The organism is Pseudomonas abieticivorans (genome assembly GCF_023509015.1).
Classification (GTDB): domain Bacteria; phylum Pseudomonadota; class Gammaproteobacteria; order Pseudomonadales; family Pseudomonadaceae; genus Aquipseudomonas; species Aquipseudomonas abieticivorans.
This window is the reverse complement of the sequence record NZ_CP094975.1, coordinates 3,217,501-3,241,906: the sequence shown is the minus strand read 5'-3', so window position 1 is coordinate 3,241,906 and position 24,406 is coordinate 3,217,501. Positions and strand designations below refer to the sequence as shown.

The window sequence follows — 24,406 nt, the reverse complement described above, 5'->3', positions numbered from 1 at the left end:
CTTAACGCTTGGCTTTCTTGTCTGCCACGTGCCCACGATAAGTGCGGGTACCGGCAAACTCGCCCAGTTTATGGCCGACCATGTCTTCGTTCACGAGAACTGGGACGTGCTGGCGACCGTTGTGTACAGCAATGGTCAGACCGACCATTTGTGGCAGGATCATCGAACGACGCGACCAGGTCTTAACTGGTTTGCGATCGTTCTTTTCCGCCGCCACTTCGATCTTCTTCAGTAGGTGAAGATCAATAAAAGGACCTTTTTTCAGAGAACGTGGCACTGTCGTATCCCTCTATTTACTTGCGACGACGGACGATCATTTTGTCGGTACGCTTATTACCACGAGTCTTCGCGCCCTTAGTCGGGAAGCCCCATGGCGATACCGGATGACGACCACCGGAGGTACGACCTTCACCACCACCATGTGGGTGGTCAACCGGGTTCATGGCAACACCACGAACGGTTGGGCGAACGCCACGCCAGCGTTTGGCACCAGCTTTACCCAGCGAACGCAGGCTGTGCTCGGAGTTCGAGACTTCACCCAGGGTCGCACGGCATTCAGCCAGGACTTTACGCATTTCACCAGAGCGCAGACGCAGGGTCACATAGACACCTTCGCGAGCGATCAGCTGAGCCGAAGCACCAGCGGAACGAGCGATTTGAGCACCTTTGCCCGGCTTCAGTTCGATGCCGTGAATGGTGCTACCCACTGGGATGTTGCGCAGTTGCAGAGCGTTGCCTGGCTTGATTGGAGCCAGAGCGCCTGCGATCAGCTGGTCGCCTGCACTCACGCCTTTAGGGGCGATGATGTAGCGACGCTCGCCGTCTGCGTACAGCAGCAGTGCGATGTGAGCAGTACGGTTCGGGTCGTATTCGATACGCTCGACAGTGGCAGCGATGCCATCTTTGTCGTTGCGACGGAAGTCAACCAAACGGTAATGCTGCTTATGACCACCACCCACGTGACGTGTAGTGATACGGCCATTGTTGTTACGACCACCAGTCTTCGATTTTTTCTCGAGCAGCGGTGCGTGAGGAGCGCCTTTATGCAGCTCCTTGTTGACCACCTTGACCACAAAACGGCGGCCAGGGGAAGTCGGTTTGCATTTAACGATTGCCATGATGCACCCCTTCCTTACTCAGCACTGCTGCTGAAATCGAGATCTTGGCCTGGCTGAAGGGAGATAACTGCCTTCTTCCAGTCATTACGCTTGCCCAGACCGCGAGCAGTGCGCTTGCTTTTACCCAATACGTTCAGGGTAGTCACACGCTCTACTTTCACGCTGAACAGGCTTTCGACGGCCTTCTTGATTTCCAGCTTGGTCGCATCGGTAGCGACCTTGAAAACGAACTGACCTTTTTTGTCTGCCAGAACCGTAGCCTTCTCGGAAACGTGCGGGCCAAGCAGAACTTTAAATACGCGTTCCTGGTTCATCCCAGCAGCTCCTCGAATTTCTTCACGGCCGACACAGTGATCAACACCTTGTCGTATGCGATCAGACTAACTGGATCGGAACCCTGTACGTCACGTACGTCGACGTGAGGCAGGTTGCGAGCAGCCAGGTACAGGTTCTGATCAACAGCGTCAGACACGATCAGGACGTCAGTCAGGCCCATGCCATTCAGCTTGTTCAGCAGATCTTTGGTTTTCGGAGCTTCAACTGCGAAGTCCTGAACCACGACCAGACGATCAGTACGCACGAGTTCAGCAAGGATGGAGCGCAGTGCTGCGCGATACATCTTCTTGTTGAGCTTCTGCGAGTGGTCCTGTGGACGAGCTGCGAAGGTGGTGCCGCCGCCGCGCCAGATTGGGCTACGGATGGTACCAGCACGAGCACGGCCGGTACCCTTCTGACGCCATGGGCGCTTACCGCCACCGGAAACGTCGGAACGGGTTTTTTGCTGCTTGGTACCTTGACGGCCGCCGGCCATGTAGGCCACGACTGCTTGGTGTACCAGCGTCTCGTTGAACTCGCCGCCGAAAGTCAGTTCGGAAACTTCAATCGCTTGAGCGTCATTTACATTTAATTGCATTTCAGCTTCCCCTTAACCGCGAGCCTTGGCTGCCGGACGCACAACCAGGTTGCCGCCAGTAGCGCCAGGAACAGCACCCTTGACGAGCAGCAGATTGCGTTCAGCGTCGACGCGCACAACTTCCAAGGACTGAACGGTCACGCGCTCTGCGCCCATATGACCGGACATTTTTTTGCCCTTGAATACACGACCAGGAGTCTGGCACTGGCCGATGGAGCCAGGGACGCGGTGGGAAACGGAGTTACCGTGGGTGTTGTCTTGACCGCGGAAATTCCAACGCTTGATGGTACCGGCAAAGCCTTTACCCTTGGACTGACCGGTAACATCTACCAGTTGGCCTGCAGCGAAGATTTCAGCATTGATCAAGTCGCCAGCCTGGTAATCGCCTTCTTCAAGGCGGAATTCCCAGACGCCGCGACCGGCAGCAACGTTCGCCTTGGCGAAGTGACCTGCTTGAGCAGCAGTCACACGCGAAGCGCGACGCTCGCCGACAGTGACTTGCACTGCACGATAGCCATCGGTTTCTTCAGTTTTGAACTGGGTGACGCGATTCGGCTCGATCTCAATGACCGTGACCGGAATGGAGACACCTTCTTCGGTGAAAATACGGGTCATACCGCATTTACGACCGACTACACCAATAGTCATGTTGTAAACCTCATGAGTGTACGGGGCTTTCACCCGCTATGGCCGCCCATTTCAGAGCGTTACACGACTAAGACCCAGTCTTAGCCGAGGCTGATCTGCACTTCCACACCTGCCGCAAGATCAAGCTTCATCAGCGCATCAACGGTTTTATCCGTTGGCTGGACGATGTCCAGAACGCGCTTATGAGTACGGATCTCGTACTGGTCACGCGCGTCTTTGTTGACGTGCGGGGAGACCAGAACGGTGAACCGCTCTTTGCGAGTAGGCAGTGGAATTGGACCACGCACTTGAGCACCAGTACGTTTCGCGGTTTCCACGATTTCCTGGGTGGATTGGTCGATCAGGCGATGGTCAAAAGCCTTCAACCTGATACGGATTTGCTGATTTTGCATTGGATTTCAGACTCCAGGCTGCTATTCCCACCGGGCGCACTACGCCCGTTAAAAGGAGGCGTGATTCTATAGACCGCCTCGCTGGGTGTCAACCCAATAAAAAAGCCCCCGCAAAAGCGGGGGCCTTTTCTTCAAGCGATCAACGATTACTCGATGATTTTGGCTACTACGCCAGCGCCGACGGTACGACCGCCTTCACGGATTGCGAAACGCAGGCCGTCTTCCATTGCGATGGTTTTGATCAGGGTGACAACCATTTTGATGTTGTCGCCTGGCATTACCATTTCAACGCCTTCTGGCAGCTCGCAGTTACCAGTCACGTCAGTAGTACGGAAGTAGAACTGTGGACGGTAGCCTTTGAAGAACGGAGTGTGACGACCGCCTTCTTCCTTGCTCAGAACGTAGACTTCAGCTTCGAACTTGGTGTGCGGCTTGACCGAACCTGGCTTGACCAGAACCTGGCCACGCTCAACGTCGTCACGCTTGGTACCACGCAGCAGAACGCCGCAGTTCTCGCCAGCACGACCTTCGTCGAGCAGCTTACGGAACATTTCAACGCCGGTGCAGGTGGTGACGGTGGTGTCACGCAGACCAACGATTTCCAGCGAGTCTTGAACCTTGACGATACCGCGCTCGATACGACCGGTAACAACAGTACCGCGACCGGAGATCGAGAACACGTCTTCGATTGGCATCAGGAACGGCTTGTCGATAACGCGAACTGGGTCTGGGATGTAGCTGTCCAGAACTTCAACCAGTTTCCGTACGGAAGTGGTGCCCATTTCGTTGTCGTCTTTGCCTTCCAGGGCCATACGAGCAGAACCGATGATGATCGGAGTGTCGTCGCCTGGGAAGTCGTAGGTGGACAGCAGGTCGCGAACTTCCATCTCAACCAGTTCCAGCAGCTCAGCGTCGTCTACCAGGTCAGCCTTGTTCAGGTAAACCACGATGTACGGAACGCCAACCTGGCGGGACAGCAGGATGTGCTCACGGGTTTGTGGCATCGGACCATCAGCGGCCGAGCAAACCAGGATCGCGCCGTCCATCTGGGCAGCACCGGTGATCATGTTCTTCACGTAGTCAGCGTGACCTGGGCAGTCAACGTGAGCGTAGTGACGGATCAGCGAGTTGTATTCAACGTGCGCGGTGTTGATGGTGATACCACGAGCTTTTTCTTCTGGCGCGCTGTCGATCTTGTCGAAGTCGACGATCGCCGAACCGAATACTTCGGAGCAGACGCGAGTCAGAGCAGCGGTCAGAGTGGTCTTACCGTGGTCAACGTGGCCGATGGTGCCTACGTTGACGTGCGGAAGGGAACGATCAAATTTTTCTTTAGCCACGACAATTAACTCCTAGCCTAAAGGACTGAATCAGCCTTGTTTTTTGGATACAGTTTCAGCGATATGCGCCGGAGCTGTGTTGTATTTTTTGAATTCCATAGAGTAGCTTGCGCGACCCTGGGACATGGAACGGACGTCGGTCGCATAACCGAACATCTCACCCAGCGGAACTTCGGCACGAATTACTTTGCCGGAGACCGTGTCTTCCATACCCAAGATCATGCCGCGGCGACGGTTAAGGTCGCCCATCACGTCACCCATGTAGTCTTCAGGCGTAACGACTTCTACCGCCATGATTGGCTCAAGCAACTCACCACCGCCCTTCTGGGCCAGCTGCTTGGTTGCCATGGAGGCAGCTACCTTGAACGCCATCTCGTTGGAGTCGACGTCGTGGTAAGAACCGTCAAAAACGGTCGCCTTCAGGCCGATGAGCGGATAGCCGGCAACAACACCGTTCTTCATCTGCTCTTCGATACCCTTCTGGATAGCCGGGATGTATTCCTTAGGAACAACACCGCCCACTACTTCGTTCACGAATTGCAGACCTTCCTGACCTTCATCAGCAGGAGCAAAACGGATCCAGCAATGGCCGAACTGGCCACGACCGCCGGACTGACGAACGAATTTGCCTTCAATTTCACAATTCTTCGTGATGCGCTCACGATAGGAAACTTGAGGCTTACCGATGTTGGCTTCGACGTTGAACTCACGGCGCATCCGGTCAACCAGGATGTCCAGGTGAAGCTCGCCCATGCCGGAGATGATCGTTTGACCAGTCTCTTCATCAGTCTTGACGCGGAAAGATGGATCTTCCTGAGCAAGCTTGCCCAGAGCGATACCCATTTTTTCCTGGTCATCCTTGGTCTTAGGCTCTACGGCAACCGAAATAACCGGCTCCGGGAAGTCCATGCGAACCAGGATGATTGGCTTAGCAGCGTCGCACAAAGTCTCACCAGTGGTGACGTCCTTCATGCCGATCAGGGCCGCGATGTCGCCAGCGCGTACTTCCTTGATCTCTTCGCGGGCGTTTGCGTGCATTTGCACCATACGACCCACGCGCTCTTTCTTGCCCTTGACCGAGTTGATCACGCCGTCGCCGGAGGCCAACACGCCCGAGTAAACGCGGACGAAGGTCAGGGTACCCACGAATGGGTCGGTAGCGATCTTGAACGCCAGAGCCGAGAACGGCTCGCTGTCGTCAGCATGACGCTCCATCTCTTCTTCCTCGTTATCAGGGTTGGAACCCTTGATAGCAGGAATGTCGGTTGGAGCAGGCAAGTAGTCGATAACAGCATCGAGAACCAGGGGAACGCCCTTGTTCTTGAACGACGAACCGCAAACAGCCAAGACGATCTCACCAGCGATAGTACGCTGACGCAGAGCGGCCTTGATTTCCACGTTGGTGAGTTCTTCACCTTCGAGGTACTTGTTCATCAGCTCTTCGCTGGCTTCAGCCGCAGCCTCAACCATGTTGTTGCGCCACTCGTCAGCCAGTTCTTGCAGCTCGGCCGGGATCGGCTTGCGAACAGGAACCATGCCTTTGTCAGCGTCATTCCAGTAGATCGCTTCCATGGTGATCAGATCGATCTGACCCTGGAAGTTGTCTTCGGAACCGATAGCCAATTGGATTGGCACCGGGGTATGACCCAGACGCTGCTTGATCTGACCGATCACGCGCAGGAAGTTGGCACCAGCACGGTCCATCTTGTTGACATAAACAAGACGTGGAACGCCGTATTTGTTGGCCTGACGCCATACGGTTTCCGACTGAGGCTCAACACCCGAGGTACCGCAGAACACAACGACAGCGCCGTCGAGTACACGCAGCGAACGCTCAACTTCAATGGTGAAGTCTACGTGGCCCGGGGTATCGATTACGTTGAAGCGGTGCTCGTCCTTGTACTGCTTCTCGGAACCTTTCCAGAAGGCGGTAATGGCAGCAGAAGTAATGGTAATACCACGCTCCTGCTCCTGAACCATCCAGTCTGTGGTCGCGGCGCCGTCATGCACCTCGCCCATCTTGTGACTTTTGCCGGTGTAAAAAAGGACGCGCTCGGTGGTGGTGGTTTTACCAGCATCCACGTGAGCGACGATACCGATGTTACGGTAGCGGCTAATCGGAGTAGTACGAGCCATAAAGCCCTCGCAAAATTAGTGAAGCTAGGATTAGAAGCGGTAGTGCGAGAACGCTTTGTTGGCTTCAGCCATACGGTGCACGTCTTCACGCTTCTTAACTGCAGCACCTTTGCCTTCAGCAGCATCCAGCAGCTCGCCAGCCAAACGCAGAGCCATAGACTTCTCGCCGCGCTTGCGCGCGTAGTCTACCAGCCAGCGCATTGCCAGGGCGTTACGACGGGACGGGCGAACTTCGACCGGAACCTGGTAAGTGGCACCGCCTACACGGCGCGACTTTACTTCGACCAGCGGAGCGATGGCGTCGAGAGCTTTCTCGAAGATTTCCAGTGGGTCGCTGTTCTTGCGCTCTTTAACCTTTTCCAGCGCGCCATAAACGATACGCTCGGCAACGGCTTTCTTGCCGCTTTCCATCACGTGGTTCATGAACTTGGCCAGGATTTGGCTTCCGTATTTTGGATCGTCAAGCACTTCGCGCTTGGCTGCTACGCGTCTTCTTGGCATGGATAAGCCCTCAAACGGTCTTCAGGTTCGTTCGGAATCGGTGCCCTTGCGGGACGCCTCCGACCTTACTCTTATCGACTCAGAAAATAAGATGTCTTCAGTTTTTTACAAAAAGCCGCTACTACTTAGGCTTCTTGGTACCGTACTTCGAACGACCTTGGTTACGACCTTTAACGCCGGAGGTATCCAGGGAGCCGCGAACGGTGTGGTAACGAACACCTGGCAAGTCTTTTACACGACCGCCGCGGATCAGTACCACGCTGTGCTCTTGCAGGTTGTGGCCTTCACCGCCGATGTACGAGGAAACCTCGAAACCGTTGGTCAGGCGCACACGGCATACTTTACGCAGTGCCGAGTTAGGTTTTTTCGGCGTGGTGGTGTACACACGGGTGCACACGCCACGACGTTGCGGGCAGTTCTGCAGCGCAGGTACGTCGGATTTCTCGACGATACGCTTACGCGGCTGACGTACCAGCTGGTTGATAGTTGCCATCTACTAGCTCCACTGTTGTCTTGCGACGCTATTGTCTTGCAAGAAAAGCAAAATGGCAGGACGTGAGCCCCACCAAATTTAGGGGTACAAGAGTCTAAAGAGGATCTTGCGCCCAGTCAAGACAAGGCCCCGGTATCAGCGATCAACGACTTCCGACAAAAAATGTCTTAGCTCGTTGACCGATGACGCCAGGGCCCCGCCTTTCAGCCTAGATCAGACCTCAGTTACCGCTGGAGTTCAGCGCTTCCGTCAGTGCTGCTTCGACTTCGCTTGCGCTTACGCGCAATGGTTTGTCTGCTTCACGGCGGCGCTTACGCTCGCTGTGGTAGGCCAAACCGGTACCGGCCGGGATCAGACGACCCACGACCACGTTCTCTTTCAGGCCGCGCAGGTAATCGCGCTTGCCGGTTACCGCCGCCTCGGTCAGCACTCGAGTGGTTTCCTGGAAGGAAGCCGCCGAGATGAACGATTCGGTGGACAGCGAGGCCTTGGTGATACCCAGCAGAACGCGAGTGTACTTGGAGATGAATTTCTCATCAGTACTCAGACGCTCGTTCTCGGTCAACACATGGGTCAACTCCATCTGGTCGCCCTTGATGAAGCTGGAATCACCCGACTCGGCAATCTCGACCTTGCGCAGCATCTGGCGCAGGATGGTTTCGATGTGCTTGTCGTTGATCTTAACGCCTTGCAGACGGTAAACGTCCTGGATCTCGTTGACGATGTACTTCGCCAGCGCGCTCACACCCAGCAGACGCAGGATGTCGTGCGGATCGCTCGGGCCGTCGGAGATAACTTCGCCGCGGTTCACTTGTTCGCCTTCGAAGACGTTCAGGTGACGCCACTTCGGAATCAGCTCTTCGTACGGATCGGTACCGTCGTTCGGAGTGATGACCAGGCGGCGCTTGCCCTTGGTCTCTTTACCGAAGGCGATGGTGCCGCTGACTTCGGCCAGAATCGACGCTTCTTTCGGACGACGTGCTTCGAACAGGTCGGCAACACGCGGCAGACCACCGGTGATGTCACGGGTTTTCGAAGTTTCCTGTGGAATACGGGCGATAACGTCACCCACACCCACTTGCACACCATCCGCCACACCGACCAGGGCGTTGGCTGGCAGGAAGTACTGGGCCGGTACGTCAGTACCTGGCAGCAGCAGATCCTTGCCATCGGCGCCGACCATCTTGACCGCTGGGCGAATTTCTTTGCCGGCAGCAGGACGGTCTTTGGCGTCCAGTACTTCGATGTTGGTCAAACCGGTCAATTCGTCGGTCTGGCGCTTGATCGTAATACCTTCTTCCATGCCCACGTAGGTCACGGTACCTTTCATTTCGGTAACGATTGGGTGGGTGTGCGGGTCCCACTTGGCCACGATAGCGCCAGCGTCGACCTTGTCACCCTCTTTAACCGAAATCACGGCACCGTACGGCAGCTTGTAGCGCTCACGCTCACGACCGAAGTCATCAGCGATGGCCAACTCACCGGAACGGGACACAGCAACCAGGTTGCCGTCAGCACGCTCAACGTGTTTCAGGTTGTGCAGACGAACCACACCACCGTTCTTCACTTGAACGCTATCAGCAGCGGAAGTACGGCTTGCCGCACCACCGATGTGGAACGTACGCATGGTCAGCTGGGTACCCGGCTCACCGATGGACTGGGCAGCGATAACGCCGACCGCTTCACCGATGTTCACCTGGTGACCACGGGCCAGATCGCGACCGTAGCACTTGGCGCAGATACCGAAGCGGGTTTCGCAGCTGATCGGCGAACGCACGATCACTTCGTCGATGCTGTTCAGCTCGATGAATTCAACCCACTGCTCGTCCACCAGCGTACCGGCAGGCACGATGACTTCGTCGGTGCCAGGCTTGAACACGTCACGGGCAATGACACGACCCAGTACACGTTCACCCAACGGCTCCACGACGTCGCCGCCTTCGATGTGCGGGGTCATCAACAGACCCTGCTCGGTGCCGCAATCGATCTCGGTAACCACCAAGTCTTGCGCCACGTCTACCAGACGACGAGTCAGGTAACCGGAGTTAGCGGTTTTCAACGCGGTATCCGCAAGACCCTTACGAGCACCGTGAGTGGAGATGAAGTACTGAAGTACGCTCAAACCTTCACGGAAGTTCGCGGTGATCGGCGTCTCGATGATCGAGCCGTCCGGCTTGGCCATCAGGCCACGCATACCGGCCAACTGACGAATCTGAGCTGCCGAACCCCGGGCACCGGAGTCAGCCATCATGTACATCGAGTTGAAGGATTCCTGGTCGACTTCGACGCCATGGCGGTCGATAACCTTCTCTTTCGAGAGGTTGGACATCATCGCCTTGGATACTTCGTCGTTCGCCTTGGACCAGAGGTCGATCACCTTGTTGTACTTCTCGCCCTGGGTTACCAGGCCGGAAGCGTATTGGCTTTCGATCTCTTTCACTTCGTCGGTAGCGGCGCCGATGATGCGAGCTTTCTCATCCGGGATAACGAAGTCGTTAACGCCGATGGAAACACCCGAAATCGTCGAGTAGGCAAAACCGGTGTACATCAACTGGTCAGCGAAGATCACGGTCTCTTTCAAACCAACCACGCGGTAGCACTGGTTGATCAGCTTGGAGATCGCCTTCTTCTTCATCGGCTGGTTGACGACGTCGTAGGACAGGCCGGCCGGAACCACCTGGAACAACAGCGCACGGCCGACAGTGGTGTCGACGATACGGGTGTTCTTGACGCTGCCACCATCACGATCATTGACGGTTTCGTTGATACGAACCTTGATCTTGGCGTGCAGGGCTGCCTCGCCGGCGCGGAATACGCGGTCGACTTCCTGCAGGTCCGCGAATACGCGGCCTTCGCCCTTGGCGTTGATCGCTTCACGGGTCATGTAGTACAGACCCAGTACAACGTCCTGCGACGGAACGATGATTGGCTCACCGTTGGCTGGCGACAGGATGTTGTTGGTCGACATCATCAGCGCACGGGCTTCGAGCTGGGCTTCCAGGGTCAACGGTACGTGTACCGCCATCTGGTCGCCGTCGAAGTCGGCGTTGTACGCAGCACAGACCAGAGGGTGCAGCTGGATAGCCTTACCTTCGATCAGTACTGGTTCAAACGCCTGGATACCCAGACGGTGAAGGGTCGGTGCACGGTTGAGCAGCACTGGGTGTTCGCGAATCACTTCGGCGAGAACGTCCCAAACCTCTGGCAGTTCGCGCTCGACCATTTTCTTGGCCGCTTTGATGGTGGTCGCCAGACCACGCATTTCCAGCTTGCCGAAAATGAACGGCTTGAACAGCTCGAGTGCCATCTTCTTCGGCAGACCGCACTGGTGCAGGCGCAGGGCCGGACCTACGGTAATTACCGAACGACCCGAGTAGTCAACGCGCTTACCGAGCAAGTTCTGACGGAAACGACCTTGCTTACCCTTGATCATGTCAGCCAGGGATTTCAGAGGGCGCTTGTTGGAACCGGTGATGGCGCGACCGCGACGACCGTTGTCCAGCAGGGCATCGACCGCTTCCTGCAGCATGCGCTTTTCGTTGCGCACGATGATGTCAGGAGCCGACAGGTCCAGCAGACGCTTCAAACGGTTGTTACGGTTGATCACTCGACGATACAGATCGTTGAGGTCGGAAGTCGCGAAACGACCGCCATCCAGTGGGACCAGTGGACGCAGATCTGGCGGCAGAACCGGCAGAACGGTCAACACCATCCACTCAGGCAGGTTGCCGGAACCCTGGAAGGCTTCCATCAACTTCAGGCGCTTGGACAGCTTCTTGATCTTGGTTTCCGAGTTGGTTTGCGGAATCTCTTCGCGCAAGCGGCCAATCTCGTGCTCCAGGTCAATCGCGTGCAGCAGTTCACGGACAGCTTCTGCACCCATGCGGGCGTCGAAGTCATCACCGAACTCTTCGAGGGCTTCGAAGTACTGCTCGTCGTTCAGCAGCTGGCCTTTTTCAAGGGTGGTCATGCCCGGGTCGATAACGACATAGCTCTCGAAGTAGAGAACGCGTTCGATATCACGCAGGGTCATGTCCATCAGCAAGCCGATACGCGACGGCAGGGACTTCAGGAACCAGATGTGGGCAACCGGCGAAGCCAGTTCGATGTGCGCCATGCGCTCACGACGAACCTTGGCCAGTGCAACTTCAACGCCGCACTTCTCGCAGATCACGCCACGGTGTTTCAGGCGCTTGTACTTACCGCACAGGCACTCGTAGTCCTTGACTGGGCCAAAGATCTTGGCGCAGAACAGGCCGTCACGCTCAGGCTTGAACGTACGGTAGTTGATGGTTTCCGGCTTTTTAACTTCACCGAACGACCACGAACGGATCATCTCAGGCGACGCCAACCCGATACGGATTGCGTCAAACTCTTCGACTTGACCCTGGTTTTTCAGCAAATTCAGTAGGTCTTTCAAGGCCTTTCCTCCTGGCGGAGCAGGGAGCGGGCTTTAAGGGCCCACTCCCGATTCGCGTCGCGTGTTATTCGGTTTCCAGATCGATATCGATACCGAGGGAACGAATCTCTTTGATCAACACGTTGAAGGACTCGGGCATGCCCGGCTCCATACGGTGATCGCCGTCCACGATGTTTTTGTACATCTTGGTTCGACCGTTCACATCGTCCGACTTCACTGTGAGCATTTCTTGCAGGGTGTAGGCGGCGCCGTATGCTTCCAGTGCCCAGACCTCCATCTCCCCGAAACGCTGACCACCGAACTGAGCCTTACCACCCAGCGGCTGCTGGGTAACCAGGCTGTACGAACCAGTGGAACGCGCGTGCATCTTGTCGTCCACCAAGTGGTTCAGTTTCAGCATGTACATGTAGCCAACGGTAACCGGACGCTCGAACTTGTTGCCGGTACGACCGTCGAACAGCTGCATCTGGCCGCTTTCTGGCAGGTCTGCCAGTTTCAGCATGGCCTTGATCTCGCTTTCCTTCGCACCATCGAACACCGGAGTGGCCATTGGCACGCCGCCTTTCAGGTTCTTCACCAGGTCCAGGATTTCCTGGTCGGAGAAGTCATCGAGGCTTTCCTGACGACCACCGATCTCGTTATAGATCTGGTGCAGGAAGGAGCGCAGTTCGGATACTTTACGCTGCTCTTCGACCATACGGTTGATCTTCTCGCCCAAGCCCTTGGCCGCGAGGCCCAGGTGGGTTTCAAGAATCTGACCAACGTTCATACGCGAAGGTACGCCCAACGGGTTGAGAACCACGTCCACCGGAGTGCCATAGGCATCGTGTGGCATGTCTTCAACCGGCATGATCACAGAGACCACACCTTTGTTACCGTGACGACCGGCCATCTTGTCGCCCGGCTGGATGCGACGACGGATTGCCAGGTAAACCTTGACGATTTTCAGCACGCCTGGAGCCAGGTCATCGCCCTGCTGCAGTTTGCGCTTCTTGTCTTCGAACTTGTCGTCCAGCAGACGGCGACGGTCAACGATGTAGGCCTGGGCCCGCTCGAGCTGCTCGTTCAGAGCATCTTCAGCCATGCGCAGTTTGAACCACTGCCCGTGCTCAAGGTTGTCGAGGATCTCGTTGGTGATTTCCAGACCTTTTTTCAGGCCTGCACCGCCGTCAACGATCTGGCCAACCAGTGCCGAGCGCAGACGCTCGAAGGTTGCGCCTTCAACAATACGGAACTCTTCGTTCAGATCCTTGCGGATCTCGTCCAGCTGGCTCTTCTCGATCGACAAGGCACGAGCATCACGCTCAACGCCGTCGCGAGTGAAGACCTGTACGTCGATGACAGTACCCTTGGTACCGGTCGGCACGCGCAGGGAAGTGTCTTTAACGTCGCTGGCTTTTTCACCAAAGATGGCACGCAGCAGTTTTTCTTCCGGAGTCAGCTGGGTCTCGCCTTTCGGAGTGACCTTGCCCACCAGGATGTCGCCTGCGCCTACTTCGGCACCTACGTATACGATACCGGCTTCGTCCAGCTTGTTCAGTGCAGCTTCACCCACGTTCGGGATGTCTGCAGTGATTTCCTCTGGCCCAAGCTTGGTGTCACGTGCCACACAGGTCAGTTCCTGAATGTGGATCGTGGTGAAACGGTCTTCCTGAACTACACGCTCCGACAGGAGAATGGAGTCTTCGAAGTTGTAACCGTTCCAGGCCATGAACGCGATGCGCATGTTCTGGCCCAGAGCCAGCTCACCCATATCGGTCGACGGGCCGTCAGCCATGATGTCGCTGCGCTGAACGCGATCACCCTTGCGAACCAGCGGGCGCTGGTTGATGCAGGTGTTCTGGTTCGAGCGGGTGTATTTGGTCAGGTTGTAGATGTCGACACCGGCTTCGCCCGGCTCTACTTCGTCATCGGCAACACGCACCACAATACGGGAAGCATCGACCGAGTCGATCACGCCGCCACGACGAGCCACGACGCAAACGCCGGAGTCGCGAGCCACGTTGCGTTCCATGCCGGTACCCACCAGCGGCTTGTCCGAACGCAGTGTCGGAACAGCCTGGCGCTGCATGTTCGAACCCATCAACGCACGGTTGGCGTCATCGTGCTCGAGGAACGGGATCAGGGAAGCTGCAACCGAAACTACCTGCTTCGGAGAAACGTCCATCAGCGTCACGTCTTCAGGCGCTTTCACGGTGAATTCGTTCAGGTGACGTACCGCTACCAGCTCGTCGATCAGGACTTTCTTGTCGTTCATCGTGGCCGAAGCCTGAGCGATCACGTGATCAGCTTCTTCGATGGCGGACAGGAACACGATCTCGTCGGTGACCAGAGCGTCTTTCACCACACGGTACGGGCTTTCCAGGAAGCCGTACTGGTTGGTGCGCGCATAAGCGGCCAGGGAGTTGATCAGACCGATGTTCGGACCTTCCGGCGTTTCGATCGGGCAAACACGACCGTAGTGCGTCGGGTGTACGTCACGGACTTCGAAGCCTGCGCGTTCACGGGTCAGACCGCCCGGGCCAAGTGCCGAAACACGGCGCTTGTGGGTGATCTCGGACAGCGGGTTGTTCTGGTCCATGAACTGCGACAGCTGGCTGGAACCGAAGAACTCTTTCACCGCGGCCGCTACCGGCTTGGCGTTGATCAGGTCTTGCGGCATCAGGCCTTCGCTTTCAGCCATCGACAGACGCTCTTTGACCGCGCGCTCTACACGCACCAGGCCAACGCGGAACTGGTTCTCGGCCATTTCGCCTACGCAGCGAACACGACGGTTACCCAGGTGGTCGATGTCATCGACGATGCCTTTGCCGTTACGGATGTCGACCAGGGTCTTCAGCACGGCAACGATGTCGTCTTTGCTCAACACGCCCGAACCTTCGATCTCGGTGCGACCGATACGACGGTTGAACTTCATCCGGCCGACCGCAGACAGGTCATAGCGCTCAGGGCTGAAGAACAGGTTGTTGAACAGGGTCTCGGCGGCATCCTTGGTTGGCGGCTCGCCAGGACGCATCATGCGATAGATCTCTACCAGCGCTTCCAATTGGTTGCTGGTGGAGTCGATCTTCAGGGTGTCGGAGATGAACGGACCGCAGTCGATGTCGTTGGTGTACAACGTTTCGATACGGACAACCTGAGCCTTGGCAATCTTGGCCAGGATCTCGGTGTTCAGCTCGGTGTTGCATTCAGCCAGGATTTCACCGGTTGCCGGGTGAACGATGGCCTTGGCAGAGGTACGACCCAGCACGTAGTCCAGCGGAACTTCCAGCGTCTTGATGCCGGCTTTTTCCAACTGGTTGATGTGACGGGCAGTGATACGACGGCCTTGCTCTACGATGACCTTGCCTTTGTCGTCCAGGATATCCAGGGCGGCAATTTCACCACGCAGGCGATGAGGCACCAGCTCCAGGTTCAGGTTTTCGCCTTGAACGTGGAATACGTTGGTGGTGTAGAACGCATCGAGAACTTCCTCGGTGCTATAACCCAGCGCGCGCAGCAGTACGGACGCAGGCAGTTTGCGACGACGGTCGATACGGACGAATACACAGTCTTTCGGATCGAACTCGAAGTCCAGCCACGAACCGCGGTAAGGAATGATGCGAGCCGAGTACAACAGTTTGCCCGAGCTGTGCGTCTTGCCACGGTCGTGGTCGAAGAACACACCTGGCGAACGGTGCAACTGGGAAACGATGACGCGCTCGGTACCGTTGATTACAAAGGTGCCGTTCTCGGTCATCAGGGGAATTTCCCCCATGTAGACTTCTTGCTCTTTGATGTCCTTGATCGCTTTGTTCGACGATTCTTTGTCGAAAATGATCAAGCGTACTTTTACCCGCAAAGGTACGGCGTACGTTACGCCACGCAACACGCATTCTTTGACATCAAAAGCCGGTTCGCCCAGGCGATAACCAACGTACTCCAAAGCAGCGTTGCCGGAGTAGCTGATGATCGGGAAAACGGATTTGAAGGCCGCATGCAGACCGACGTCACGGAACTGGTCCTTGGTCGCGCCCGCCTGCAAGAATTCGCGATACGAATCCAGCTGGATAGCCAAGAGGTACGGTACGTCCATGACGTCCGGCAACTTGCTAAAGTCCTTGCGGATACGTTTTTTCTCAGTGTATGAGTAAGCCATCAGCGTTCCCCAGCTTGGTCACCTGCTTGTTTGGCCCCTCCCGACGGGAGCAGCCAGAAAATCGTGCAAACCCCTTGGTTTGCGCCACCGCACAGGGTGGTTTACAACACGTTACCAGCACCAACCGAGTCGGCTGCCAGTAACGGAAAAAGGCCGGTGGCATGAGCCACCAGCCATCAGCCGCAAGCTTGACGCTCAGGCTGGAGACGCAAAGTCGATGCTTACTTCAGCTCGACTTTAGCGCCTGCTTCTTCCAGAGTTGCTTTGGCTTTGTCAGCTGCGTCTTTGGCAACAGCTTCCAGAACCATGGCTGGAGCGCCGTCAACGACTGCCTTGGCTTCTTTCAGGCCCAGACCGGTCAGTTCACGTACAGCCTTGATCACGTTAACTTTCTTCTCGCCAGCTTCCAGCAGCATGACGTTGAATTCGGTTTGCTCTTCAACAACAGCGGCAGCAGCGGCAGGACCGGCCGATGCAGCAGCAGCGGTAACACCGAATTTTTCTTCGAAAGCTTTGATCAGCTCAACAACCTGCAGAACGGACATTTCAGCTACGGCGTTGAGGATATCGTCTTGAGAGATAGACATGCTAATTCCTGATTTTGGGATGGCCTACGCGGCCATCGAAATAAACAAAAAAGCGCGATTACGGTAGCGTGCGGCCTTAGGCTGCAGCAGCTTCCTTGGAATCGCGGATTGCCGCCAGAGTACGAGCCAATTTGCTGGTGGCGCCTTGAATCACGCTCATCAGCTGGGAAATAGCTTCGTTACGGGTCGGCAAGCTTGCCAGTACGTCGATCTGATTAGCTGCGAGGAACTTGCCCTCGAACGCAGCTGCCTTGATCTCGAACTTATCCTGACCTTTCGCGAACTCTTTGAAGATACGAGCAGCAGCGCCCGGATGTTCTTTGGAGAAAGCGATCAAGGTCGGGCCGGTGAACACGTCGTTGAGGACACTGTATTCAGTGTCGGCAACAGCGCGCTTGAGCAGGGTGTTACGTACGACACGTACGTATACGCCAGCTTCACGAGCCTCTTTACGGAGTCCGGTCATAGCGCCTACTGTCACACCACGGGCATCAGCCACGACAGCGGACAGAGCAGCTTTGGCAGCCTCGTTGACTTCAGCGACGATGGCCTTCTTGTCTTCGAGTTTAATTGCCACGGGTTTAACTCCTGCTTGTTACCGTTTCATCTGGCCTAGGCCGGATGTCGTTTTGGTGTCTAGTTCGGTAAGGAACCGGGAGCACCATCTGCGTAGGCTTGTGGTTTAAGACTTGCGTCGCCTACGGTCTTGGATAGCCCCCGCAAAGCAGGGACCCCAATTTTGTACAGCAGAGGCGATCGCTCGCCTCTACTTCAGTCTTACGCGTCCAGGGAACCCTGGTCGATGACCAGGCCTGGGCCCATGGTGGTGCTCAGGGTGACGCGCTTGACGTAGATACCTTTCGAGGAAGCTGGCTTGATACGCTTGAGGTCAGCGATCAGAGCTTCAACGTTTTCCTTCAGCTTGATGGCATCGAAGCCGATCTTGCCAACGGAAGTGTGGATGATGCCGTTTTTGTCGGTGCGATAACGAACCTGACCAGCCTTGGCGTTTTTAACCGCGGTGGCTACGTCTGGCGTTACGGTGCCGACTTTAGGGTTAGGCATCAGGCCGCGTGGGCCCAGGATCTGACCCAGTTGACCGACAACGCGCATGGCATCCGGGGATGCGATAACCACGTCATAGTTCAGGTCGCCGCCTTTCATTTCGGCAGCCAGGTCGTCCATACCAACGCGATCAGCGCCGGCAGCCAGAGCAGCTTCAGCAGCTGGACCCTGGGTGAAGACAGCAACACGTACAGTCTTGCCAGTGCCGTGTGGCAGCACAGTAGCGCTACGTACGACCTGGTCGGATTTACGTGGGTCAACGCCCAGGTTCACAGCGACGTCGAACGACTCGCTGAACTTGACGGTCGACAGCTCGGCCAGCAGTTTTGCGGCCTCTTCGAAGTTGTAGGACTTGCCTGCTTCGATTTTGCCGGCGATAGCCTGTTGACGCTTGGTCAGCTTAGCCATTACACACCCTCCACGTTGAGGCCCATGGAACGAGCAGAACCGGCGATGGTGCGCACGGCTGCGTCCAGGTCAGCGGCAGTCAGGTCCGCGTTTTTGGCTTTAGCGATATCTTCCAGCTGAGCACGGGTCACGGTACCGACTTTAACGGTGTTCGGACGTGCGGAACCGCTGGTCAAGCCAGCAGCTTTTTTCAGCAAAACCGAAGCTGGGGTGCTTTTGGTTTCGAAGGTGAAGCTACGGTCACTGTAAACAGTGATGATAACTGGAGTCGGCAGGCCGGCTTCTTGACCCTGAGTACGGGCGTTGAAGGCCTTGCAGAATTCCATGATGTTAACACCATGTTGACCCAGAGCCGGGCCGACGGGCGGGCTAGGGTTGGCCTGGCCGGCCTTTACTTGCAGCTTGATGTAAGCCGTGATTTTCTTAGCCATGAGCTACTCCAATATCGGGTACGAGCGCCAAAAGAGGCTCCCCGGTTGCTTGCGTTTTATCCCAGAGACGACAAAACCCCGCAGCTTACGCCTGCGGGGCATGGGATCTGTCTTCAGTTAGACCTTTTCGACCTGACTGAACTCGAGCTCTACCGGGGTAGAGCGTCCGAAAATAAGCACGGCCACTTGGATCCGGCTCTTTTCGTAGTTGACTTCTTCGACAGTGCCGTTGAAATCCGCGAACGGACCATCGGTCACCCGAACAACCTCACCTGGCTCGAACAGAGTCTTAGGCTTAGGCTTGTCGCTACCATCAGCAACACGACGCAGGATAGCTTCAGCTTCCTTGTCGGTGATCGGTGCAGGCTTATCGGCAGTACCACCGATGAAGCCCATGACGCGAGGAGTGTCCTTGACCAAGTGCCAAGTACCCTCGTTCATTTCCATCTGCACCAGCACATAGCCTGGGAAGAACTTACGTTCGCTTTTGCGCTTCTGGCCATTGCGCATTTCAACCACTTCTTCAGTGGGGACCAGAATTTCGCCAAAGCCGTCTTCCATGCCAGCCAGCTTTACACGCTCAACCAAAGAGCGCATAACATGCTTCTCGTAACCCGAGTAGGCATGCACAACGTACCAACGCTTAGCCACGGGACACCCTTAGCCAACAATCAAGGAAACAAGCCAGCCGAGCAGGGAGTCAAGACCCCACAGCAGCAACGCCATGACCAGAACGACCGCCACTACGATCAGCGTGGTCTGAGTGGTCTCTTGGCGAGTCGGCCAAACGACTTTACGGATTTCTGTACGAGCTTCCTTTGCCAGGATAAAGAACGACTTGCCTTTGGCAGTTTGCAAACCTACAAAGGCAGCAACACCAGCAATGACGAGAAGCGCTAGCACCCGGTACAGGAGCGGCGACGCGGAGAAGTGGTGATTTCCGACAACGCCAACGACCACCAAAGCGACAACAACCAGCCACTTGAGCAAATCAAAACGAGAGTCTTGGGCTTCAGCCTTGGGAGTCATCTAGGAGGATCCTGTGAAAAGAAAGCCAGACACACCGTGTGAATCTGGCAGGTCAGGAGGGAATCGAACCCCCAACCTACGGTTTTGGAGACCGTCGCTCTGCCAATTGAGCTACTGACCTAAAAACATAATCAGGCCGACCATTATGCCGATCTGAATAAGCTATTTCAACCACTTATAAAACAAAGGCAGATATTTTCATATCTGCCTGAGTAATGGAGCTCTTGAGCGGATTTGAACCGCTGACCTCACCCTTACCAAGGGTGTGCTCTACCAACTGAGCTACAAGAGCGAAACACTTTGCACAACCAGCAAACTTGGAGCGGGTAGCGGGAATCGAACCCGCATCATCAGCTTGGAAGGCTGAGGTTCTACCACTAAACTATACCCGCGGAGCTTGCTGCTCACGCTAAATTGGTGGAGGGGGAAGGATTCGAACCTTCGAAGTCGTAGACGTCAGATTTACAGTCTGATCCCTTTGGCCGCTCGGGAACCCCTCCTGAACGTGGGCGGCATTATCAACCTCTGCCATCCCTCTGTCAAGCATTTTCTCAATTAAATCTTGAGGTTAGCTACTTCTGACAGAACCCCTCAGTGACCGGCCATCTACATCATCACTGTGGAGCGGGCGCCATTCTATTCAAACTATTCGCCAGTTGCAACACCTTCGCACCGCATTATTTCATGCTTTAAGTCATTGAAATCATGGGAAAGACTGTCGACAAGGGTATCGTCCAGCAAACGCTGGCTTTGCGGGGCAATTTGCAGCCAGTGACGCGCCCCATCCGCCCCCTTGATCACCTGCGCCTGGGAGGCAATGTCTAGGCTTGCCAAGCGCTGCTGAAGCGCTACCAGGGAATCTGGCTTGGCAAAGCCCCCCAGGTAAAGGCAGGTTTCCTGCTGATCCGCCGGCGCCGCATCGCGCGAAGCCTCGCCCTTGGATTCGCTGAGCAGGCGAATATCCTGGTGGCTACCCTTATAGAGCGACAACGGCGCAATCTCTTTGGCCCGCAGCGGCGCCTCCTGTTGGTGCCACACAAAATAAAAGCCGTTGAGTACAAGCAACAACAGAAATAACCAGCGCATAAAAAACCTCAGGACAACGGGCACGCCATGGCCAAGCCAACAAACACCAGATCCGGCACCACGCGGGCAGCCGGGGACACATCACTCACCAAGCCCGCATCCCCACCGGTCAGGAACAACGTGAAGTCGCTGCCCCACAGCGAAGTGGCGCGCTCGACCTGGGTCAATACAAAGCCGCGCATCATCAGCGTACAACCGCGCTCCACCGCTTCGACCGTCGAGCGCCCGGGCATCAGGTTACCCAGGGCTTGCTCAGCCGACTGATCGTCATAGCGAATCTTGCGGGTATGGGTACGCAACTGGTTGCGCATCAGCGGCATGCCGGGGCAAATGAAACCGCCCAGGTGCTCGCCGTCGACGGCGACGAAATCCGAAGTGATGGCCGTCCCCAAGTCAATGACCACGCAAGCGCCTTGTGCCAGCTTGTAACCGCCCAGCACGGCCAACCAACGGTCCAGGCCCAGGCGCTCGAACTCGTCATAGCCGTTACGCACCCCGGCGAAAGATTTGGCAGGGGTCGCGAGCTTGGGATCAACATGATGGACCGCCGCTAATCTGTCAGTGAGCCGGCGCGTCTCCTCTTCGTTTCTGACACTGACCAGGCGACAGTGGCTCAGCAGTAATCCCGGCACGGATGACAGCGCGTCGAGCAGCGCCTGGTCCGAATCGACAACGCCTCCCGATACCAGCTGGCTGGTGTCGCGCTCGATAACCCGCCATTTGATGAAGCTGTTCCCGCAGTCCAGCTCAAGAATCATCACGCAACCTCAGGCTCAACTCGCCACCACTGAAACTTTTTTCGACGTCGCCCACTTTCAAGCGCAATGCCCCTTGCTGATCTATGCCCAACACCACTCCATCGACCTGATTGGCGCCGGCAATCAGAGAGACCGCCCTGCCCTGCCATAGGTGGTTCGCCTCCCACTCTGCCTGGATCGCCGCAAAGCCACCGGCACGATGTCGCTCCAGGTAATCGCCCAACTGCGCACTGAGCAGCGCGACCAGTTGATTACGATCGACCTGCTTGCCGGCTTCCAGTTGCACCGACGTCCACTCTTGGTCGACTTCTTCGGTGGAGCGCATGTTTACATTGATGCCGATGCCCAGCACCACATGGCACACATCTGCCGGGTCGCCGACCAACTCCAGGAGAATGCCGGCAATCTTACGCTTACCCACCAACACGTCATTGGGCCACTTAAGGCCTGCTGCCGCGATACCTTGCTCACGCAGCACCTGCAAGACCGCCAGGCCTACCACGAGGCTAAGCCCCTCGAGCTGGCGCATGCCACCTTCTATACGCAACACCAGACTGTAATAGAGGTTTTCGGCAAACGGGCTGACCCACTTCCTGCCACGGCGGCCTCGGCCTGCGGTCTGGCGCTCGGCCAGCACCAGAAGCGGTGCGTCGATGCCCTGATCGACCGCTCGCAGGGCCTCGGCGTTAGTCGAGTCGACGCTGTCGAGAATACGTACAGGCCAATGCTCGCCTGCGCTGAAGCGTTGAATTTCTGCCTCATCGAGCAGTGACAGCGGTGCCGACAACTGATAGCCGCGGCCCCTGACCTTATGGATAGGCAGGCTGAGTTCTGCCTCCAGCAACTGCAGTTGCTTCCAGACGGCACTGCGACTGACACCCAGCGCCGCGCCCAGGGCCTGGCCGGAATGGAAGCGCCCATCCTTGAGAAGTTTCAACAACGTCAACATGGTACTAACGCCTCGGAATGAGGCACGCATGATAGCTATCGGGGCGGGAATTGCATAGAAAACGCTCGGGGCGCGGCGCGCCTGGGACTGTGCGGTGGCCTTTTCGCGGATCAATCCGCTCTTGTAGGAGCGGATTCATCCGCGAAAAGGTCACCACACATCCACCAGGCCAGAAAAGACAAAACCCCCACCTGCGTTAGCAGATGGGGGTTTCGGAATTTAATCTTGACGATGACCTACTCTCACATGGGGAAACCCCACACTACCATCGGCGATGCATCGTTTCACTGCTGAGTTCGGGATGGGATCAGGTGGTTCCAATGCTCTATGGTCGTCAAGAAATTCTGTAGCCAGGATGCCGTTGCGGGCACTCCAGCGAATCGGGTATGTGATGTTTGTGAGTTACAAATTTTCGGATAATGCGTCTTCACAACACCGCAATCTGGTCGTTTCGACTCAAATTGCTTGGGTGTTATATGGTCAAGCCTCACGGGCAATTAGTATTGGTTAGCTCAACGCCTCACAGCGCTTACACACCCAACCTATCAACGTCGTAGTCTTCGACGGCCCTTTAGGGAACTCAAGGTTCCAGTGAGATCTCATCTTGAGGCAAGTTTCCCGCTTAGATGCTTTCAGCGGTTATCTTTCCCGAACATAGCTACCCGGCAATGCCACTGGCGTGACAACCGGAACACCAGAGGTTCGTCCACTCCGGTCCTCTCGTACTAGGAGCAGCCCCTCTCAAATCTCAAACGTCCACGGCAGATAGGGACCGAACTGTCTCACGACGTTCTAAACCCAGCTCGCGTACCACTTTAAATGGCGAACAGCCATACCCTTGGGACCGGCTTCAGCCCCAGGATGTGATGAGCCGACATCGAGGTGCCAAACACCGCCGTCGATATGAACTCTTGGGCGGTATCAGCCTGTTATCCCCGGAGTACCTTTTATCCGTTGAGCGATGGCCCTTCCATACAGAACCACCGGATCACTAAGACCTACTTTCGTACCTGCTCGACGTGTCTGTCTCGCAGTCAAGCGCGCTTTTGCCTTTATACTCTACGACCGATTTCCGACCGGTCTGAGCGCACCTTCGTACTCCTCCGTTACTCTTTAGGAGGAGACCGCCCCAGTCAAACTACCCACCATACACTGTCCTCGATCCGGATAACGGACCTGAGTTAGAACCTCAAAGTTGCCAGGGTGGTATTTCAAGGTTGGCTCCACGCGAACTGGCGTCCACGCTTCAAAGCCTCCCACCTATCCTACACAAGCAAATTCAAAGTCCAGTGCAAAGCTATAGTAAAGGTTCACGGGGTCTTTCCGTCTAGCCGCGGATACACTGCATCTTCACAGCGATTTCAATTTCACTGAGTCTCGGGTGGAGACAGCGCCGCCATCGTTACGCCATTCGTGCAGGTCGGAACTTACCCGACAAGGAATTTCGCTACCTTAGGACCGTTATAGTTACGGCCGCCGTTTACCGGGGCTTCGATCAAGAGCTTCGCGTTAGCTAACCCCATCAATTAACCTTCCGGCACCGGGCAGGCGTCACACCCTATACGTCCACTTTCGTGTTTGCAGAGTGCTGTGTTTTTAATAAACAGTCGCAGCGGCCTGGTATCTTCGACCGGCATGAGCTTACGGAGCAAGTCCTTCACCCTCACCGGCGCACCTTCTCCCGAAGTTACGGTGCCATTTTGCCTAGTTCCTTCACCCGAGTTCTCTCAAGCGCCTTGGTATTCTCTACCCAACCACCTGTGTCGGTTTGGGGTACGGTTCCTGGTTACCTGAAGCTTAGAAGCTTTTCTTGGAAGCATGGCATCAACCACTTCGTCGCCTAATGGCAACTCGTCATCAGCTCTCGGCCTTAGAATCCCGGATTTACCTAAGATTCCAGCCTACCACCTTAAACTTGGACAACCAACGCCAAGCTGGCCTAGCCTTCTCCGTCCCTCCATCGCAATAACCAGAAGTACAGGAATATTAACCTG

21 protein-coding genes, 4 tRNA genes and 2 rRNA genes (1 of these 27 cut by a window edge) are annotated in these 24,406 nt (G+C 56.1%); all 27 read right to left on the bottom strand.

The annotated features are described in order from the left end of the window. Position 1: 1 nt before the first annotated feature. Complete coding sequence (gene rpsS / locus L9B60_RS14740; protein WP_002555486.1) at positions 2-277, bottom strand: 30S ribosomal protein S19; 276 nt, start codon at positions 275-277, stop codon at positions 2-4. 16 nt (positions 278-293) lie between these two features. Further along, positions 294-1,118, bottom strand: coding sequence for a 50S ribosomal protein L2 (gene rplB, locus L9B60_RS14735; protein WP_249679519.1), 825 nt, complete (start codon positions 1,116-1,118; stop codon positions 294-296). 14 nt (positions 1,119-1,132) lie between these two features. After that, positions 1,133-1,432 (bottom strand): 50S ribosomal protein L23, encoded by a 300-nt coding sequence (rplW, locus tag L9B60_RS14730; protein ID WP_002555488.1) that lies wholly within the window; start codon positions 1,430-1,432, stop codon positions 1,133-1,135. Next, a complete protein-coding gene (rplD, locus tag L9B60_RS14725; protein WP_249679518.1) occupies positions 1,429-2,031 on the bottom strand; it encodes a 50S ribosomal protein L4 in 603 nt (200 codons plus the stop codon). Before rplD ends, rplW begins: the two co-directional genes overlap by 4 nt. Positions 2,032-2,043: 12 nt before the next feature. After that, complete coding sequence (rplC, locus tag L9B60_RS14720) at positions 2,044-2,679, bottom strand: 50S ribosomal protein L3 (RefSeq protein ID WP_249679517.1); 636 nt, start codon at positions 2,677-2,679, stop codon at positions 2,044-2,046. Between the two features lie 80 nt (positions 2,680-2,759). Then, positions 2,760-3,071 (bottom strand): 30S ribosomal protein S10, encoded by a 312-nt coding sequence (rpsJ, locus tag L9B60_RS14715; RefSeq protein WP_003186070.1) that lies wholly within the window; start codon positions 3,069-3,071, stop codon positions 2,760-2,762. Between the two features lie 146 nt (positions 3,072-3,217). Continuing rightward, a complete protein-coding gene (gene tuf / locus L9B60_RS14710; RefSeq protein ID WP_249679516.1) occupies positions 3,218-4,411 on the bottom strand; it encodes an elongation factor Tu in 1,194 nt (397 codons plus the stop codon). A 30-nt stretch (positions 4,412-4,441) separates the two neighbouring features. Next, positions 4,442-6,547, bottom strand: a complete 2,106-nt coding sequence (gene fusA / locus L9B60_RS14705) for an elongation factor G (protein ID WP_249679515.1) — start codon at positions 6,545-6,547, stop codon at positions 4,442-4,444. Positions 6,548-6,577: 30 nt separating this feature from the next. Beyond that, positions 6,578-7,048 carry a 30S ribosomal protein S7 gene (rpsG, locus tag L9B60_RS14700; protein ID WP_093426586.1) on the bottom strand — a complete coding sequence of 157 codons (471 nt, stop codon included), beginning with the start codon at positions 7,046-7,048 and terminating at the stop codon, positions 6,578-6,580. 121 nt (positions 7,049-7,169) lie between these two features. Further along, positions 7,170-7,541 (bottom strand): 30S ribosomal protein S12, encoded by a 372-nt coding sequence (gene rpsL / locus L9B60_RS14695; RefSeq protein WP_002555494.1) that lies wholly within the window; start codon positions 7,539-7,541, stop codon positions 7,170-7,172. 220 nt (positions 7,542-7,761) lie between these two features. Then, positions 7,762-11,961, bottom strand: coding sequence for a DNA-directed RNA polymerase subunit beta' (gene rpoC, locus L9B60_RS14690; RefSeq protein ID WP_249679514.1), 4,200 nt, complete (start codon positions 11,959-11,961; stop codon positions 7,762-7,764). Positions 11,962-12,025: 64 nt separating this feature from the next. After that, positions 12,026-16,099, bottom strand: a complete 4,074-nt coding sequence (rpoB, locus tag L9B60_RS14685; protein WP_249679513.1) for a DNA-directed RNA polymerase subunit beta — start codon at positions 16,097-16,099, stop codon at positions 12,026-12,028. Positions 16,100-16,320: 221 nt separating this feature from the next. Beyond that, the gene (gene rplL / locus L9B60_RS14680) at positions 16,321-16,686 is read right to left on the bottom strand and encodes a 50S ribosomal protein L7/L12 (RefSeq protein ID WP_024687037.1); all 366 of its coding nucleotides are present in this window, start codon (positions 16,684-16,686) and stop codon (positions 16,321-16,323) included. A gap of 76 nt (positions 16,687-16,762) precedes the next feature. Beyond that, positions 16,763-17,263, bottom strand: coding sequence for a 50S ribosomal protein L10 (rplJ, locus tag L9B60_RS14675; protein ID WP_249679512.1), 501 nt, complete (start codon positions 17,261-17,263; stop codon positions 16,763-16,765). A gap of 200 nt (positions 17,264-17,463) precedes the next feature. Beyond that, positions 17,464-18,159 carry a 50S ribosomal protein L1 gene (rplA, locus tag L9B60_RS14670; RefSeq protein WP_249679511.1) on the bottom strand — a complete coding sequence of 232 codons (696 nt, stop codon included), beginning with the start codon at positions 18,157-18,159 and terminating at the stop codon, positions 17,464-17,466. Next, positions 18,159-18,590: a 50S ribosomal protein L11 gene (gene rplK / locus L9B60_RS14665; RefSeq protein ID WP_249679510.1), complete on the bottom strand. Its 432-nt coding sequence runs from the start codon at positions 18,588-18,590 to the stop codon at positions 18,159-18,161. Before rplK ends, rplA begins: the two co-directional genes overlap by 1 nt. A gap of 117 nt (positions 18,591-18,707) precedes the next feature. Further along, the gene (nusG, locus tag L9B60_RS14660; RefSeq protein WP_008374189.1) at positions 18,708-19,241 is read right to left on the bottom strand and encodes a transcription termination/antitermination protein NusG; all 534 of its coding nucleotides are present in this window, start codon (positions 19,239-19,241) and stop codon (positions 18,708-18,710) included. 9 nt (positions 19,242-19,250) lie between these two features. Continuing rightward, entirely contained in the window at positions 19,251-19,619 is a 369-nt protein-coding gene (secE, locus tag L9B60_RS14655; RefSeq protein ID WP_249679509.1) for a preprotein translocase subunit SecE, read from the bottom strand. A gap of 45 nt (positions 19,620-19,664) precedes the next feature. Continuing rightward, positions 19,665-19,740, bottom strand: a tRNA-Trp gene (locus L9B60_RS14650). A gap of 95 nt (positions 19,741-19,835) precedes the next feature. Beyond that, positions 19,836-19,911: transfer RNA gene (locus L9B60_RS14645), tRNA-Thr, on the bottom strand. Positions 19,912-19,937: 26 nt separating this feature from the next. Then, a tRNA-Gly gene (locus L9B60_RS14640) sits at positions 19,938-20,011 on the bottom strand. A gap of 23 nt (positions 20,012-20,034) precedes the next feature. Next, positions 20,035-20,119, bottom strand: a tRNA-Tyr gene (locus L9B60_RS14635). A gap of 145 nt (positions 20,120-20,264) precedes the next feature. Continuing rightward, a complete protein-coding gene (locus tag L9B60_RS14630) occupies positions 20,265-20,705 on the bottom strand; it encodes a hypothetical protein (RefSeq protein ID WP_249679508.1) in 441 nt (146 codons plus the stop codon). Positions 20,706-20,713: 8 nt separating this feature from the next. Continuing rightward, positions 20,714-21,463, bottom strand: a complete 750-nt coding sequence (locus tag L9B60_RS14625; protein WP_249679506.1) for a pantothenate kinase — start codon at positions 21,461-21,463, stop codon at positions 20,714-20,716. Further along, on the bottom strand, positions 21,453-22,412 hold the full coding sequence (gene birA / locus L9B60_RS14620; RefSeq protein ID WP_249679505.1) for a bifunctional biotin--[acetyl-CoA-carboxylase] ligase/biotin operon repressor BirA: 960 nt from the start codon (positions 22,410-22,412) through the stop codon (positions 21,453-21,455). The genes L9B60_RS14625 and birA overlap by 11 nt, the downstream gene beginning before the upstream one ends. 223 nt (positions 22,413-22,635) lie before the next feature. Next, a 5S ribosomal RNA gene (rrf, locus tag L9B60_RS14615) occupies positions 22,636-22,751 on the bottom strand. A gap of 137 nt (positions 22,752-22,888) precedes the next feature. Next, a 23S ribosomal RNA gene (locus L9B60_RS14610) occupies positions 22,889-24,406 on the bottom strand (it continues 1,375 nt past the right edge of the window).